Genomic DNA, 16,064 nt, shown 5'->3' on the forward strand with positions numbered 1-16,064 from the left:
GGCCCGCGCCCCCCTTTCCCCTCCCTCTTCCGCTCCCTCCCGGTGTCCGGCCGCCGCCGCCCTCCCCGTCCTCCCGGCGTCCTATCGGCGTCCTATCAACCTCCTTTCCATGTCCTTTCGACGGCCTTTCTTCTTTCTTTCATCCTTCTATCCACGACCCCCGGCCTTTCCGGCTCTTTTCGGGCGCGACAGAACAGAATGCACCCGAGCCGATATCCCACACCGGGAATACCCGGAAGCCATTTGAGCAACATCTGAGCTTCCCCGACAGGAACACGGTTCGGCGACACCCACGCCTACGTTCCGATATACCGTCCCCGGCATACGACGAAACTTTATTCCGATCCACACTTCCAGCGAAGGCGCAGGTCAGACTGTACGGAATAGTGAACTCCGAATTGCCCGGGCCGCTGTCCGACAGAAAGACGATTGCCCTTCCCGTCGCGGACATGCCATCGTTACGGCCACCTCGACCGGAAAGGAAAAGCAGTCATGAACACATTGCGTGCCACACTGTCCGGATTTGCACTTTCGGGTGTCCTCCTCGCCACAGGAGCAGCGCCCGCCCTGGCGGATACCGCACCGAGCGGAAATGCCTCCCCGTCGGCGGCCGCCGCCGTGACCAAGGCGCAGAAGCTCGCCAAGATGAAGGTCCTCACCCAGGACTCGAATGCGTCGACCGGCAAGTGGCTGGACGCGATGAATCAGCACATGGCCCGCAAGCCGGCGATCGAGAAGTACCGGTTCAACTGGAACACCGATTACTGCACCAACTCCCCGGACACGCAGCCCGGCGGCTACGACTTCAAGATGGGCTGCTGGCGCCACGACTTCAGTTACCGCAACTACAAGTCGCTCGTCGGCAACACCGCCTTCAAGCGAGACCACAAGAAGCGCGTCGACAAGGCCCTCCTGCGCGACCTGTACAGCGCCTGCGACTACCGCCCCTGGGCCGACCCGTACCCGGCCGCGCAGCGCGCGAGGCTGAAGGCGGCCTGCCGCAGGGCCGCGAAGACGTACTACGGCGCGGTCAGCGCCGCCGGCTGACCCACCGCTGTCCACCGCCTGCGTCCCGCGTCCGGAACGAGGCACGAGCACGCCGACGGCGGGGCGCGGAGTCGATCTCCGCGCCCCGCCGTTCCTCGTCTTCCGGTGGCGACCAGTCCGTCGCGATCAGTCTGTCGCGATGGCGTTCAGCACGTTCATCCGCGCCGCCCTGAACGCCGGTACCAGGGCGGCGAGCAGGCCCACGAAGGCCGACCCGACGAAGACCGCGGTGATCGTCGGCCAGGGGATCTCCAGGATCTTCATGCCCTCCAGGGCGAGGAGCTTCTGGGCGGTCGCACCCCAGCCCATGCCCAGGCCGAGTCCCAGCAGCGCGCCGAACAGGGCGATGACCACCGACTCCAGCCTGATCATGCGGCGCATCTGACGCCGGGAGAGGCCGAGGGCCCGCATGAGCCCGATCTCCCGGGTCCTCTCCACCACCGACAGCGCCAGGGTGTTGACCACGCCCAGGACCGCGACCACGATCGCGAGGGCGAGCAGGCCGTACACCAGGTTGAGCAGCTGCCCCACCTGGTCGCTCAGGTCCTTCTTGTAGTCGGACCGGTCCAAGACCGAAACCGAGGGGTCCGCGGCCACCGCCTTCTTGAGCGCGGCGTAGACCTGGTGCTCGTCGCCGCTCTTCGCGGCCAGCACGCCGAGGTCCAGCGGGATCCGGTCCGCGGGCATGTACCTGCCCACGGTCGTGATGGCGACGTACATCGCGCCCTTGTCGATCGACGTGTCGTCCGAGGTCACGGCGGCGACCCTCAGCGGGGCCGTACGTCCCCCGTCGAACGCGACCTTCAGGGTGTCGCCGACCTTGAGCTTGTGCTTGTCGGCGAAGTCCGACCCGACGGAGATCGCGTCGCCCCCGTACACGGCGGACAGATCGCCGGAGAGGGTCGTCCGACGTACGTCCTTCGGGTAGGTCGGGTCGGTGGCGAACACGTTCTGCCGCTCCGCGCCGCCGCCCGGCAGGGTCAGCTCGGTGGGCACCTCCTTGAGGCGGGAGACGTGAGCCAGACCGGGAGTGTCCTGGACGGCCTTCACGGTCGCCGGCGTGAGGGGCTTGGCGCCGTCGCTCGCCTGGACGATGAAGTCCGCGCCGACCGACTTGTCCAGCTCGGCGGTGGCCGAGGCCACCATCGAGGAGCCCACGACCGACAGACAGGCCACGAGTGCCAGGCCGATCATCAGGGCCGCGCCGGTGGCGCCGGTGCGGCGCGGGTTGCGCAGCGCGTTGCGCTCCGCCATCCGTCCGACCGGACCGAAGGCCCTCAGCAGGACCGCGCCCAGCACCCGGACGACCGCACCGGCCAGCAGCGGGCCGATCACCACGAAGCCGATCAGGCTCAGCACCACGCCGAGACCCAGCCAGAGCGAGCCCTCGGCGGCCTTGTCGGCGGCGGCGGCGAGGTAGAGTCCCGCGCCGCCGGCGGCGGTGAGCAGCAGACCGACGACGGCCCGCACCACGCCGGCCCTGGCGTCGGCCGGGGCTCCCGCGTCGCGCAGCGCGGCCATCGGGGAGACCTTCCCGGCCCGGCGGGCCGGCAGATAGGCCGCCAGCACCGTGACGACGACACCGAGGACCATGCCGATCATCGGGGTGGTCCAGGCGACCGTCAGGTCGTCCGTGGAGAGCTTCATGCCGGTCAGGCCCATGAGCTTCATGAGGCCGACGGCGATGCCGACACCGGCGCCGACCCCGAGGACGGAGCCGATCACGCCCAGCAGCAGCGCCTCGACGAGCACGGACCGGTTGACCTGCCTGCGGGAGGAGCCGATGGCGCGCATCAGACCGATCTCGCGGGTGCGCTGGGCGACCAGCATCGAGAAGGTGTTGATGATCAGGAAGATGCCGACGAGGAAGGCGATCCCGGCGAAGCCGAGCATCGCGTACTTCATGACGTTCAGGAAGCTCTGGACGTCCTTCTGGTTGGCGTCGGCGACCTCCTTGGCGGTCTGCACCTTGTAGCCGACGCCGATCGCGGCCGCGACGTTCTTCTTCAGCTGTGCGTCGCTCACCCCGGCCGCCGCCGTGACGTTGATGTTCGTGAAGACGTCCGGCTCGCCGACCAGCGCCTTCCGGGCGGTCGCGGTGTCCAGGTAGAAGATCGCCGCGCCGGGGTTGGTGACCTCGAAGGCGGCGATGCCGGACACGCGCGCATGATGCGTGCCCAGAACCGTGATCACACCGATCTCGTCGCCGAGTGCCAGATGGTGCTTGTCGGCGGTGTCGGCGTCGACCATCACCTGGTCCTCGCTCCTGGGCGCCGCCCCGGAGGTGATCTTCATGGTGCGGGCGTCGTTGCCGTTCCAGTTGCCGACGATGGTGGGCGCACCACTGCTGGGCGACAGCTTGCCGTTGTGCGCGTCGACGACGGTCACCGAGGTGGAGAACACCGTGCCCTCGGCCGACTTCACCCCGTCGGCCTTGCGGATCCGGTCGACCACGGCCGCCGGCACGACCGGCGGCTTGCCGGTGCGGGACGTCGTCTCACCGGTCTCGGAGGAGCTCTTCGCGCTCACCGTCACGTCGGAGGAGGTGGCGGCGAACAGCTTGTCGAACGTCGTGTTCATGGTGTCGGTGAACACGAGCGTCCCGCAGACGAACGCCACCGACAGCAGGACCGCCACGGCCGACAGCGCCATGCGTCCCTTGTGCGCGAAGAAGTTGCGCATCGAGGTTCTGAGCACGGTCATGACGTACGCCCCCGCGCGTCGAAGTCCTTCATGCGGTCGAGGACGGTCTCCGCGGTCGGCTTGAACATCTCGTCGACGATCCGGCCGTCCGCGAGGTAGAGCACCCGGTCCGCGTAGGAGGCGGCGACCGGGTCGTGCGTGACCATCACGATGGTCTGGCCCAGGTCGTCCACCGAGCGGCGCAGGAAGCCCAGGACCTCGGCGCCGGCCCGGGAGTCGAGGTTGCCGGTCGGCTCGTCCCCGAAGATGATCTCCGGCCGGGCGGCCAGGGCGCGGGCCACGGCGACGCGCTGCTGCTGACCGCCGGAGAGCTGGGTGGGACGGTGCTTGAGCCGGTCGGCGAGGCCGACGGTCTCCACGACCTGGCGCAGCCACGCCTGGTCGGGCTTGCGGCCGGCGATGTCCATCGGCAGCGTGATGTTCTCTATCGCGTTCAGCGTGGGCAGCAGGTTGAACGCCTGGAAGATGAAGCCGATCCGGTCCCGCCGCAGCTGGGTGAGCTTCTTGTCCTTCAGTCCGGTGATCTCGGTCTCGTCCAGGTAGATCTGCCCGGACGAGACGGTGTCGAGCCCGGCGAGGCAGTGCATCAGGGTGGACTTGCCGGACCCCGAGGGGCCCATGATCGCGGTGAACTGACCGCGTGCGACGTCCACGTCGACGTGGTCGAGGGCGACGACCCGGGTCTCTCCGGTTCCGTACGCCTTGACGACCTGCCGCGCCCGCGCCGCAACGGCCGTACGCCCTCCAGTGCCCCCGTGCCTGGGAATGGTCACAGCCGATGTCACGGTAAGTCTCCTAAGTCGGATATCAGAAACGATGGTGCGGCGCCGCGAGCGATGGTGCCGGGTGGTGCGGCGCCGGCGGCGTTCGCCGGTGCCGCGTCACGTCGAAGAGTCTGTCGCGGGAGGCGGTCCCGCGCGCTGGTGCTCGGGCCCGTCTTCCCGGGGGGTTAACCCCACCCCCCGGCACGGGGGCCTGCGCCCCCCTGCCGTACGCCGTCACCCCCGTCGACGGCGTAAAGCCAGGTTAAGGACCGCCCGAGCCCGTCTCCTCCTCCGCCGGTACGAACCCTCCCCCAGCCCTGGTACGGAGTTTCCCCTAGGGGCAGTCCACCGCGGGGTGGAGAAACCCTCGGGGGCGTCTCCACCCTCCGGCCCGCTCAGCCTGCGCCCTCCCGTCGCGCGAGCCGCAAATGGGAGGCTCGGTTCCGCCGGTCGGGTGCACGGGACACGGAGAATCGACCCCCGAGGACACGCGGGTCGTCACGAGGACACACGGGTCACGAGGACACGGCGGCACGGCGCCACGCCACGACGGCGCGGGGACACGGGGAGGGAATCCGGTGGGGGACACGAGACGCGCGACACGCGGGACCGGGCAGCCGGCGCGGGCGCACCGACGCGGGGCGGTCGTCGCCGCGCTCATGCTGTCCATGGCGCTGGCCGCCCTCGACGCGACCGTCGTCTCCACGGCCGTCCCGCAGATCGTCGGCGACCTGGGCGGATTCTCCGTCTTCTCCTGGCTGTTCTCCGGCTACCTGCTCGCCGTGACCGTCACCCTGCCGGTCTACGGCAAGCTCTCCGACACCTTCGGCCGCAAGCCGGTCCTGGTCGCCGGGGCGTCCCTGTTCCTGCTCGGCTCGCTGCTGTGCGCGCTGGCCTGGAACATGGGGGCGCTGATCGCGTTCCGCGTCGTGCAGGGCCTGGGCGGCGGGGCGCTCCAGGGCACCGTGCAGACGCTCGCCGCCGACCTCTATCCCCTGGAGGAACGTCCGAAGATCCAGGCGAAGCTGTCCACGGTGTGGGCGGTCTCGGCGGTCGCGGGGCCGGGCCTCGGCGGAGTGCTGGCCGCCTATGCCGACTGGCGCTGGATCTTCCTGGTCAACCTGCCGGTGGGGGCGGCCGCCCTGTGGCTGATCGTCCGTCATCTGCACGAGCCGCACCGGAAGCCGGGGCAGGAGGGACAGCCCCGCGCGCGCGTGGACTGGGCGGGCGCGCTGGCGGTGTTCGCGTGCGGCGGGGCCCTGCTGACGGCGCTGGTGCAGGGCGGGGTGGCCTGGCCGTGGTGGTCGGCGCCCTCGCTGGCCCTGTTCGGCGCGGGACTGGCGCTGGCCGGCCTGGTCGTGGCCGTCGAGCGCCGCGCCGCCGAGCCGATCATCCCCGGCTGGGTCTGGCGGCGCCGGACGATCGCCGCGGTCAACCTCGCCCTGGGCGCGCTGGGCCTGCTGATGGTGGCGCCGACGGTCTTCCTGCCGACGTACGCGCAGGCGGTGCTGGGCCTCGCGCCGGTGACCGCCGGGTTCGTGCTGTCCGTGTGGACGCTGAGCTGGCCGCTGTCGGCCGCCCTCAGCCAGCACGTCTACCGGCGCATCGGGTTCCGGGACACCGCGCTGCTGGGGATCGGAGCGGCCACCCTGATCCTGCTCGCGTTCCCGCTGCTGCCGTTTCCCGGCCGGGCCTGGCAGCCGACGGCGCTGATGCTGCTGCTCGGCGCGGCGCTCGGCCTCTTCCAGCTGCCGCTCATCGTCGGCGTGCAGTCGACGGTCGGCTGGTCGGAACGCGGGACGACCACCGCGTCCGTGCTGTTCTGCCGGCAGACGGGCCAGACGGTGGGCGCGACCCTCTTCGGGGCGGTGGCCAACGGCGTGCTGGCCGCCCGCCTCGGCGGCGCGGGCGACCTCGACGCGCTCGCCCGCGACCTGGGCGCCGGCGCCGCCCCCGAGGCGACCCGCCGGGCGGTCGCCGACGCCGTGCACGCCGTGTACCTGGGCGCGGCCTGCGCGGCGGCGCTGGCCTTCGTCGTCCTGCTGACGCTGGCGCCGCGCCGCTTCCCGGTCCGCACGGAATGACCCCCACGGGCCGCTCGGCCCGCTCGTGGCGGAAGGCGCGCCGGGCCGGCTCGGGCGGGAGGGGCGCCGGGCCCGCGCGGCTCGGTCCGGACGGCACGCCCGCGCGGCCGGACCGGACGCGGTGCTCGGCCGAGCCCGACGCGGTACGCCGTGCGTCGCCCCGAGGCTCGGGGTTAACGCGGGTAACACCCCAGGTCAGACGCCGTGGCGCGCAGTAAGCGCATACCGACCAGCCAGTTTGGTGAAAACCCTTCGCATCGGGCGTACCGCCGAGTAGCGTGCGTCCCTCGCCCCCCACCTCCCTGCGGTCCGCCGCCACGGACCCGAGCCATGCAAGGAGCGGGATGTTCCACCACCCGTCGCACCCCGAACCCACCTACCCCTGGCAGCCGCCGCCCCCACCGCCCGAACCCGCCCCACGGCGGCCCTCCCCCCACACTCCCCTCGGTCACCACAGCGACCTGCGCGTCCTGCGCGGCGCGTACCGGCGTCAGCGCCGCGTCGCCACGCTCACCGCACTCGGCTACTTCGTCGCCTTCCTCGTCCTGTCCGCGTTCGCGCCGTCCCTCATGACGGCCGACCTCGCCCCGGGCCTCCCCGCCGGACTGCTGCTCGCCCTGCTCCAGCTCCCCGTCACCGGGCTGGCGATCGTCGTGTACGAGCGCACCGCCCGACGCCGGGTGGACCCGCTCGCCGAGCGCATCCGCGCCCTCGGTGAGATCGACGCCAGGCGGGACGCCCGGGCGACGCGCTCCAGGGAGGCCGGACGATGAACGGATTCAGCGACGAGGCGCAGACCATGTCCCTCGTGGCGTTCACCGCCGTCGCCACCGTCACGCTGCTGCTGTGCGTGATGACCGGCCCCGACCGCGACGACCTCGACGAGTTCTACACCGGCTACCGCTCCCTCTCCCCCCTGCGCAACGGCCTCGCCATCGCCGGCGACTACATCTCCGCGGCCACCGTCCTGGGCACCGGCGGCGTGATCGCCCTGTGCGGCTACGACGGCGTCGTCCTCGCCCTGAGCACGGCGCTCTCCCTGATGCTGCTGATGTTCCTGCTGGCCGAACCCCTGCGCAACGCGGGCCGGTTCACCATGGGAGACGCCCTGGCCCGCCGCATGCCCGGCCGGGCCGTGCGCATGACGGCCTGCGCGGTCACCCTCGCCGCGCTGCTGCCGATGATGCTCGTCCAGCTCGCCGGCACCGGCCAGCTCCTCGCCTTCATCCTGGGGTTCTCCGGCGACGCCGTGAAGACGGGCTGCATCGTCTGCATGGGCGTGCTGATGATCAGCTACGCGGCCATCGGCGGCATGAAGGGCACCGCCCTCATCCAGATGCTGAAGATCGTGACGCTGCTCGGTTCCGGCGCCGCGATCTCCCTGATCGTGCTGTACCGCTTCGACTGGAGCCCCGGCGCCCTCTTCGACGCGGCGGCCGCGGGCAGCGGGGTCGGCGACACCTTCCTGCGCTCCGGCCTGGAGTTCGCCGGCAGCCCCTACCCGCGCCTCGACATGATCACCGCCCAGCTGTCCGTGGTGCTGGGGGGCGCGTGCCTGCCGCACATCACCATGCGCATGTACACCGCCTCCAGCGCCCGTCAGGTGCGCCGGTCCCTGTCCTGGGCCGTCTCGGGCGTCGCCCTGTTCGTGCTGGTCATCACGGTCGTCGGCTTCGGCGCGACGGCCCTCGTCGGCCGCGCGGTCATCGCCGGGGCCGACCCGCGCGGCAACACCGCCTACCTGCTGGGCTCCAGGGCCGCGTTCGGCCCCGACGTCTCCACCGCCGAGACCCTCCTGTTCACGACGGTCACGACGGCGATCTTCCTCACCGTGCTCGCCTCCGTCGCCGGCATGATCCTCGCCTGCGCCAACTCCCTGGCCCACGACGTCTTCGCCGCCCGCGCGCCGAGCATGTCACCGGGGCGCGAGATGCTCCTGGCCCGGCTGTCCGCCCTGGCCGTCGGCGCCCCGACGATCCTGCTGGCCACCCAGATCCAGCACCGCAGCCTCCAGCCCCTGGTCACCCTCTCCTTCTGCCTCGGCGCCTCGGCCCTCGCCCCGGCGCTGGTCTACAGCCTCTTCTGGCGCCGCTACACCCGCACGGGCCTGCTGGCCACCCTCATCGGCGGCACGGTGTCCGTCCTGCTCCTCATGCCGGGCACCAACCTCGTGTCGGGCTCCCCCCTCGCCGCCTTCCCCGAGGCCGACTTCAACTGGTTCCCGTTCACCACCACCGGCATCGTCACCGTCCCCCTCGGCTTCGCCTTCGGCTGGCTGGGAACGGCGCTCTCGGGCCGGCGCAAGGCGGAGGAACAGCGGCGCCAGTACGAGGCGGTGGAGGGCTGGATCCTGGCAGGAGCCGTCCGCGGAGAGAACTAGAGCCGGCCCCCCCCCGGGGTCTCATTCGGCGGCGCGGCCGGTGAGGGCGGACAGGCTGTTGCGGACGTGGTCCATGTGCGCCTGGACGTCCTCCCCGCGCGCGCCGTGCTCGCGCAGCAGCCGTTCCGTCTCCCGCACGGTGCGCTCCTCGCGGGCGCGCGCCTCGGCGAGGATCTCGGCGGCACGCGCGTGGGCCTCCTCCTGCGCGCACCGGGCCGCCTCCTCCGCCTCGGCGAACGCCTGCTCCGCCCCGGACAGCGCCGCCTCGGCCCCCGCCACGGCCACGGCGTAGCGGGCGTCCAGGGCCGCCGCCCGCTCGGCCTCCTCGCGCTCCGCGGCGGCCCACCGCTCGGCCTGCTCCGCCTCCTGCCCGGCGAGCACGGCGGCGGTGCGCCGGCGCACCTCGCGCAGCGCGGTCAGCGCCTCACCGCGGTACTCCTTCACCTCACGCCGGGCGCCGACGCGCACCTCGTCCGCCTCGGCGCGCGCCGCGAGCAACCGCCGACCGGCGCGTTCCTCGGCGTCGGCGCGCAGCGCGTCCGCCTCCTCCCGCGCCGCCCGGCGCACATCGAGGGCGCACGTCTCGGCGTACTCGACCTCCTCCAGCGCCGCCCGCCGCGCGTTCTCGCGGACGTCCGCCGCCTCCTCGACCGCGAGCTCGAGAACGCGGCGTGCGCGCTCCCCCAGCGACTCGTACGTCTGCGGCGCGAGCCGGGTCACGACGACGCGCAACTGCTCGGCCTCCGCCTCCATGTCCCGGGCGAGGACGGTGAGCCGCGCGGCCCGCTCCCACGCGGCGTCCCGGTCGGCGCAGAGCGCGGCGGTGTACGCCTCCACCTGGTCGGGCCGGTAGCCGCGGCCGCGGACGGTCACGAACCCGGGCGGTGACACCGATGCGCTGCTCATCCTCGAACCCCTCGCCACCAGACGGACACGGCATGAATGACGTCGCGCATATCTTGATGGATCGGACGGAAGTGTTCATAACGCGACACTCCGCACACAAGTCACGGCCGGTCTCGGATGCAAACCGGGCACGAAAGGACACGCACGGGAGGAGCCCGGCGGGCAGGGGCGGGGTGCGGGACGACCAGCGCCTCCTGCCGTGAGGGAGCACGCGCGAGGGGGCGGTGCTTCGCACGACGCGCGAGGGGGCCGGACCCGGTCCTGCGACCGGGTCCGGCCCCCTCGCGTCACCCGCCCGACCGCGCGCGGGTCACCGACCGCCCGTCACAGCAGCCCGTCCCACATCTCCTCCAGCAGCACCGACCACCAGCTCTCCGGCGAACCGAGCGCCGCCGGGTCGAGCGCGGCCAACTGCGCCTGGAAGTCGACGGTCCAGCGCCCCGCCTGCTCCTGGTTCAGACCGAACCGCAGCCGCCACATGCGCCCGAGCAGGGCCAGGCAGCGCGCGAACTCCGGCAGCCCGGTGTTCACGAACTGCGGCGCGACCGATCCACCGCCCGGCCCGGCCTCCACCGGCACCGCCACGATGTTCGCCGTCCCGTACTGCACGCAGATCGCCTTGCCGAAGTCACTGCCCATGACCAGGTACGAACCCGCGTCCGGAGCCGGCTGGACACCCCGCTCCGCCGCCAGTTCCGCCAGCGTCGGCACCGGCCGCCCCGGCTGGGCCTGCGCCCAGAAGAACGGTCCCATGTCCGCCGGCAGACCCGCCACCACCAGCGTGTGCGCCACGACCGGCGGCACACCCTGCCGCGACACCGCCGCCTGCTCGAACCGGAACACCGCCGGTCCGAACGCCGCGGCCAGCTCCTGCCCGACCGCCTCCGGCGGAACCGGGGGCACCGGCTGCACCGGCGGCAACGGGGCACGCACCGGCGCCGGACGCGCCGGACCGTCCGCCACCTGATGCAACTCGCCCTGATGCGCCAGCAGTTGCTGCATGCCCTGCTGCCGGCTGGCGTGATCCGTGCCGTACGGCGCGATGCTCGTGATCCTCGCCTGCGGCCACTGCTCCCGGATCATCCGCGCACAGTACGCACCGGGCAGCTCGCACGACTCCAACTCCGTGTGCAGCTCCAGCACCTGGTCCGGGGGCACGTTCATCGCCCGCAGCTCGTGGAAGATCTGCCACTCCGGATGCGGCGTGCCCGGCGCCGAACGCCGGATCAGCTGCTGTTCCGAACCGTCCTGCGCGCGATAGCGCAGCACCGCCTGGTACCCCGGGCCGACCGTCGGCAGCCCCTGCTGCTGCGGATACCCGTACGCCGGCGGCTGCCCCGGCACATGGCCGCCCGGCGGCGGCATCGGCGGCTGAGGAGCACCCGGCGGCACACCGGGCCCGCCATGGACCACACCGGGAGCGCCGGGAGCACCCGGGAAACCGGGCACGCCCGGGGCCTGCGGCGGCGGGGGCGGAGGCGCCCCGGGGCCGCCCTGCGCGGGCCCCGCCAGCATCGTCTGCGCATGGTGCACCGCACCCGGCCCGCCCGGTCCGGCCGGCGCCGGGCCGGGCACGCCGGGAGCACCCGGGGCCGGCTGACCACCAGGAACACCGGGAGCACCGGGAGCACCGGGCGGTTGCGGCGCGCCGGGGCCGGCGGGGCCGCCCGGGCCCATCCGGCCGGGGTCGGCGAGCATCGTCGCGGCATGGTGGACACCGCCGGGAGGCGTGCCGCCGGGCGGGTTCGGCCCGGCGGGCGCGCTCGGCGCACCGGGCGGCTGCGGGGCGCCGGGGCCGCCAGGCCCGTCGGGCCCCAGGGAGGACAGCATCTGCGTGGGCACATAGCCCCCCGCCGGAGCGCCCGGGGCACCCGGAACGCCCGCCCCGGGAGCCGGAGGCGGAGGCGGCGGAGTACCGCCCGGACGCGCACCGGGCGCTCCCGGCGCCCCGGGCGGAGGCGGCGGCGCCCCCGCGCCCCGGGCCCTGCGCGGCGGCGGCGCGGCCTTGCTGGTCGCCGCGTCGGCGATGTCACCGGCGTTCGGCGCGAGCGGCCGCGCGGACGAACCCGCGGCGTCGGGAGCCGGAGCCGGAGCCGGAGCGGCCCCCGCGCCCGGCGGACGGCCGTAGGACGAACCCTCGGGCACCGGCCCGCTCTGCGCACCGGCCGCACCGGAGGCGCCGGACGCCCCGGGGCCCTGCGGGTAGCCGTACGACGCCGCAGCCGGAGCCGGCCCGCCGGCCGGACCGCCCGGGCCCGACGGGTCGAGCGCGGGCGAGACCGCGGTGGGCGGCAGTCCGCTGCCGCCGGACATCAACGCCGTCTTGGCGTCCGAGGCCGCCGACGGCCGCGCCGCCCCGTCGTCGTCGGAACCGCTCAGCGGCGGCGCGAACACGGTCGCCGGCAGCGGCACGGAACGGTCGTCGCCCGCGTCGCCGTTGGTGTCCGTCCCGGCCCACGGCGTCGCCCCCGCCGGAGCGGGCGCGGCGGCCGGCCCGGACGCGGCCGCCGCCGGCGTCCCGCCCTGCGTCTGCGGCAACCCGCTCCCCGGCGCCCCGCCCTGCGTACGCGGCAGCGAAGGGTCACCGGCGACCGGCAGACCCGCGGAAGCGCCCGCGCCGTCCGAGACGCCCGCACCGGAACGCGGCCCGGCCGCGGCCGGCTCCGCAGCACCGCCACCGGCACTCCCGCCGTCGCCCTCACCGGCGCCCGAACCCGCGTCCCGCCGGTCCGGAATGCCCATCCTGTCCGCCGCCTCCTGCAACCACTCCGGCGGCGACAGCAGGAACGACGTCTGGTTCAGATCCACCCGCGCCGCGGGCGCCGGCGCCGCGTCCACGGGACCGTCCGCACGGCCGTACTCCTCCTCGTACCGGCGGATCACCTCGCCCACCGGCGCCGCGGGCCACAACGTCGCCTCCCCGCTGTCCCGGGCGATCACCAGCCGCTGCGCTCCCCCGTCCGAACGCGGCCCCTCCGCCCGGTCCTCGGCCCACACCACGAACCCCAGCCCGAACTCCCGCACCCGCACCTCACGGTGCTGATAGGCCGGCACGTCCCCGTTGACCCACTCTTCGGCGCGCTCCTGCGCCTGCGCGAACGTCACCATCGTCCCGCTCACTCCCCCGCACCCGCGGACGCCACGGACGACACCGGAACCGCCCGCGCGAACCCGCCGTCCACCATCAGATTCGCCACCGTCTCCAGCTCCGGCGGATTGCCGGCCAGCCGCGACAGGAACACGTCGAAGTCCTCACCGCACGGCAGCAGCAACCGCTCCATGCGCTCCGCCGGCGACCACCCCGGATCCACGTCCCGCACGTCGTCGTACGCACAGAACCACACCGAACCGGCCCGCTCCCCGCGCACCTTCACGGCCAGCAGCCCGCCCTGCACGAAACAGACGCCCAGATAGTCCTTCGTCAGATGATCACGCAGGCACTTGTTCACATACACCAGGTCGTTGACCGCCGCCTCGTCACGCACCGTGAAGAACGGCTGGTCCACCAGCAGCCCCAGCTCCGCGTCCAACGCCGCGCCCACCGGCGCACAACCGCCCGCCGCCTTCAGGAACGACCGGTACGCACCCGGCAACCGGTACCCCAGGTCCTCCTCGACCCCCTGCACCTGCTGCTCCGTCACCGCCACACCCGACTTCGGCAGCCGGACATGCGCCGGACGCGTCTCCTGAAGCGGACGCGTCCCCCGCTTCGCCTGGTCCACCACCGCCGTCGACACCCCGCCGTGATGCCGCAACAACGCCTTCACCTCGACCGGCACCAGCTCCAGCCGCCGCGACCCCACCACGTGGTGCCACGTCCAGCCGTGCGGCGTCGCCACCGCCGACACCGTGTCCCACAGCTCGTGCCCCGAAGCCGCCGACGCCGCGTTCGCCGAGACGTAGTCCGTCAACCGCAACTCGTCCACGCCGAAACCCTCCGGCGGATCCGCGATCTCCGCGACCGCGCGCGCGTACGGCGAGAAATCCGGGTAACCCCGCTCGTCCACCCGCACACCCCCCGGGTGCCGTGCCGCCCGGACCGGATCCGGGAAATGCACGACCTGCCCGGCATAGGCCGCGTTCGGCGGCGCGGCCTGCTGCCCGAGCCGACCTGTAGTCATGGCGGTTGCCCCCTGCGGCACTCTGTACGGCCCGCAGCGACCCGTTCCGCTTGTGAACCGGCCCGCCACGCCCCGTATCGACTGTCTTCAACAACCGCCAACGCGCGTCAACCGCGCGCTCACGGTGGCGACAGCCTATGCGGTACGACGACAGCGGTCACCGGCCCTCCGCTTCCGTGACCAGCCGTCACCCCGCCGTGACAGCCAGCCCAAACCCGGGCGTGTCGCACCGCCCCAGCTTCCCCACCCGCCTCGCCATTTGGCACCCTGTGTCCTTCCGGGGGATGCACGGGAGGGGAAGGCGACCATGAACGCGACGCAGACGGGGTCACCCACCGGCAGGTCCGACGACCTGCGCCACCACACCACGGGCGACCCGCACACCGCCCCCACCACCGCGACGAACGGCCCCACCGGCGATCCCCGCATCGGCTGGTCCACCAGCGAAACCCCCCACACCCCCGCCCTGCGCCACCGCCGCGACGGCATACTCCCCACCGTCGCCGCCGCCCTCTCCGTCCGCGGCGCCACCCTCACCGGCACCGCCGCCCGCGGCGACCAGCCCCCACCCCTGCACCCCCTCGTCCAGGACTTCCTCGACACCCTCCCCAGCGCCCAGCGCGACCGCTTCACCGGCCGCTGCGCCGAAGCACTCCTCATCTCCCGCCACATCGCCGCCGCCGACGCCGCCCGCAGCAGACGCGCCGCCCGCCGCCCCATGACCAACGGCGAAGCCCGCAAGACACTGAAACAAGCCAAACTCACCACCCGCCACATCCGCGAGGACGGCGACCCCCTGCACGGCAGCTTCGCCACCCCCTGCCGCGCCTGCACCGCCCTCAGCGCCCACCTCGGCGTCCGCGTCGTCGACCCCGCCACCGCCGACTGAACCGCACACCCCAGGCCGAACCCCCCACACCCGGCCACGCACCACCAGCACGACGAACGAAGGGCAGATGCACCCCGACCGCACCTCCACCACGCGCTTCCCCGTACCCGTCGACGCCGCCCTGCGCGCCGCCGGCTGGCAACCCGGACGCTGGGACATCAAACAAGCCGAGATCTGGGCCGACACCCTCCGCGCACACACCTCGCCCGCCGGCCACCGCCACGCCGTCTTCCCCGCCGCCGTCGAAGCCTGGGCCGAATTCGGCGGACTCACCGTCACCCCCACCGGCCCCGGCCGGCAGATCGCCGCCACCACCCTCCACCTCGACCCCCTCCACGGCCTCCACCTCGCCCGCACCCTCGCCGACCTCGGCCGCGCCCTCGACACCGACGTCGCCCCCCTCGGCGCCGAGACCGACACCCACTCCCTCCTCGCCATCGACGCCGAAGGCCGCGTCTACGCCCTCGACCACACCGGCGACTGGTACCTCGGCCCCGACATCGACCAAGCCCTCGGCGCCCTCACCACCGGCATCGAACCCACCCGCCTCACCGCCGGCTGACCCCGGCCGCACCAGCACCCCCGGGCCCCGCAAGAGCCACCGCACCCGGCGCCCCGCAGGGCACCCCGCGTCACGCCACCGCGAACCCGACACCGGCACCGACACCGGCACCGGGACGCCTCCGCCGCACCGAAGCCCCCGTCAGGACGCCGGAATCACCGCCGACACCCGGAAACCCCCCGACTCCGTCGGCCCCGACACGAACACCCCGCCCAACGCCACCACCCGCTCCCGCATCCCCACCAGCCCGTTCCCCCCCGACGGCAACCCCGCCGACGACGCCGACCCCACCTCGGGCGGCGCACTGTTCTCCACCTGCATCGCGATCTCCGCCACCCGATGCGCCAACCGCACCCGCGTCTTCGCCCCCGCCGCATGCTTGTGCACGTTCGTCAACGCCTCCTGCACCACCCGGTACGCCGTCTGCTCCACCTCCGGCGCGTACGCCCGCACCTCACCCTCCACCGACAGCTCCACCACCATCCCCGCGGCCGCGGACTGCCCCACCAACTCCTCCAACTCCTCCAGACAGGGCCCCTCCCCCTCCTCCACCACCGCGGCCACCGTCACCGACCGCACCGACGCCGCCCGCACCCCCGCCCCGTCAC

Annotated in this window: 12 protein-coding genes; 6 read left to right on the forward strand and 6 right to left on the reverse strand. The window is 73.3% G+C overall.

The genetic code is table 11. The features are described 5' to 3' along the window. Positions 1–618 precede the first annotated feature (618 nt). Complete coding sequence (locus KMS84_RS33590; RefSeq protein ID WP_256920303.1) at positions 619–1,047, forward strand: phospholipase A2; 429 nt, start codon at positions 619–621, stop codon at positions 1,045–1,047. Positions 1,048–1,173: 126 nt separating this feature from the next. On the opposite strand, the gene KMS84_RS33595 is transcribed toward KMS84_RS33590, so the two are convergent. Continuing rightward, a complete protein-coding gene (locus tag KMS84_RS33595; protein WP_256920305.1) occupies positions 1,174–3,750 on the reverse strand; it encodes an ABC transporter permease in 2,577 nt (858 codons plus the stop codon). Then, positions 3,747–4,535 (reverse strand): ABC transporter ATP-binding protein, encoded by a 789-nt coding sequence (locus KMS84_RS33600; RefSeq protein WP_256920306.1) that lies wholly within the window; start codon positions 4,533–4,535, stop codon positions 3,747–3,749. The genes KMS84_RS33595 and KMS84_RS33600 overlap by 4 nt, the downstream gene beginning before the upstream one ends. 557 nt (positions 4,536–5,092) lie before the next feature. Between KMS84_RS33600 and KMS84_RS33605 the strand changes: the two genes are divergently transcribed. The 3 genes from KMS84_RS33605 (at position 5,093) to KMS84_RS33615 (ending at position 8,978) form a co-directional block, all read left to right on the forward strand. Beyond that, positions 5,093–6,598, forward strand: coding sequence for an MFS transporter (locus tag KMS84_RS33605; protein WP_256920307.1), 1,506 nt, complete (start codon positions 5,093–5,095; stop codon positions 6,596–6,598). A gap of 344 nt (positions 6,599–6,942) precedes the next feature. Next, the gene (locus KMS84_RS33610; protein ID WP_256920308.1) at positions 6,943–7,371 is read left to right on the forward strand and encodes a DUF485 domain-containing protein; all 429 of its coding nucleotides are present in this window, start codon (positions 6,943–6,945) and stop codon (positions 7,369–7,371) included. Then, positions 7,368–8,978, forward strand: a complete 1,611-nt coding sequence (locus tag KMS84_RS33615) for a sodium/solute symporter (RefSeq protein WP_256920309.1) — start codon at positions 7,368–7,370, stop codon at positions 8,976–8,978. Before KMS84_RS33610 ends, KMS84_RS33615 begins: the two co-directional genes overlap by 4 nt. A gap of 21 nt (positions 8,979–8,999) precedes the next feature. Here the strand turns inward: KMS84_RS33615 and KMS84_RS33620 are convergent, their stop codons facing one another. From KMS84_RS33620 to KMS84_RS33630, 3 genes are all read right to left on the reverse strand, one after another. Beyond that, on the reverse strand, positions 9,000–9,884 hold the full coding sequence (locus KMS84_RS33620; protein ID WP_256920310.1) for a coiled-coil domain-containing protein: 885 nt from the start codon (positions 9,882–9,884) through the stop codon (positions 9,000–9,002). 324 nt (positions 9,885–10,208) lie between these two features. Next, positions 10,209–12,992 carry an SUKH-4 family immunity protein gene (locus KMS84_RS33625; RefSeq protein ID WP_256920311.1) on the reverse strand — a complete coding sequence of 928 codons (2,784 nt, stop codon included), beginning with the start codon at positions 12,990–12,992 and terminating at the stop codon, positions 10,209–10,211. Positions 12,993–13,000: 8 nt separating this feature from the next. Next, a complete protein-coding gene (locus KMS84_RS33630) occupies positions 13,001–14,005 on the reverse strand; it encodes an SMI1/KNR4 family protein (protein WP_256920312.1) in 1,005 nt (334 codons plus the stop codon). Positions 14,006–14,312: 307 nt separating this feature from the next. Between KMS84_RS33630 and KMS84_RS33635 the strand changes: the two genes are divergently transcribed. Both KMS84_RS33635 and KMS84_RS33640 read left to right on the forward strand, forming a co-directional pair. Then, a complete protein-coding gene (locus tag KMS84_RS33635; protein ID WP_256920313.1) occupies positions 14,313–14,894 on the forward strand; it encodes a YwqJ-related putative deaminase in 582 nt (193 codons plus the stop codon). Between the two features lie 67 nt (positions 14,895–14,961). Next, positions 14,962–15,456, forward strand: a complete 495-nt coding sequence (locus KMS84_RS33640; protein WP_256920314.1) for an SUKH-3 domain-containing protein — start codon at positions 14,962–14,964, stop codon at positions 15,454–15,456. A 141-nt stretch (positions 15,457–15,597) separates the two neighbouring features. Here the strand turns inward: KMS84_RS33640 and KMS84_RS33645 are convergent. Then, positions 15,598–16,064 (reverse strand): sensor histidine kinase (locus tag KMS84_RS33645; RefSeq protein ID WP_368860714.1); only part of this gene is annotated, 467 nt, incomplete at its 5' end.

The sequence above is a fragment of the Streptomyces hilarionis genome (genome assembly GCF_024539675.1).
GTDB classification, from domain to species: Bacteria; Actinomycetota; Actinomycetes; order Streptomycetales; family Streptomycetaceae; genus Streptomyces; species Streptomyces hilarionis.

Bases quoted from the DNA above. Each gene is read 5' to 3' on its own strand.
- KMS84_RS33595 (WP_256920305.1), bottom strand. From the start codon at position 3,750: ATGACCGTGCTCAGAACCTCGATGCGCAACTTCTTCGCGCACAAGGGA.
- KMS84_RS33610 (WP_256920308.1), top strand. From the start codon at position 6,943: ATGTTCCACCACCCGTCGCACCCCGAACCCACCTACCCCTGGCAGCCG.
- KMS84_RS33615 (WP_256920309.1), top strand. From the start codon at position 7,368: ATGAACGGATTCAGCGACGAGGCGCAGACCATGTCCCTCGTGGCGTTC.
- KMS84_RS33620 (WP_256920310.1), bottom strand. From the start codon at position 9,884: ATGAGCAGCGCATCGGTGTCACCGCCCGGGTTCGTGACCGTCCGCGGC.
- KMS84_RS33625 (WP_256920311.1), bottom strand. From the start codon at position 12,992: ATGGTGACGTTCGCGCAGGCGCAGGAGCGCGCCGAAGAGTGGGTCAAC.
- KMS84_RS33630 (WP_256920312.1), bottom strand. From the start codon at position 14,005: ATGACTACAGGTCGGCTCGGGCAGCAGGCCGCGCCGCCGAACGCGGCC.
- KMS84_RS33635 (WP_256920313.1), top strand. From the start codon at position 14,313: ATGAACGCGACGCAGACGGGGTCACCCACCGGCAGGTCCGACGACCTG.
- KMS84_RS33640 (WP_256920314.1), top strand. From the start codon at position 14,962: ATGCACCCCGACCGCACCTCCACCACGCGCTTCCCCGTACCCGTCGAC.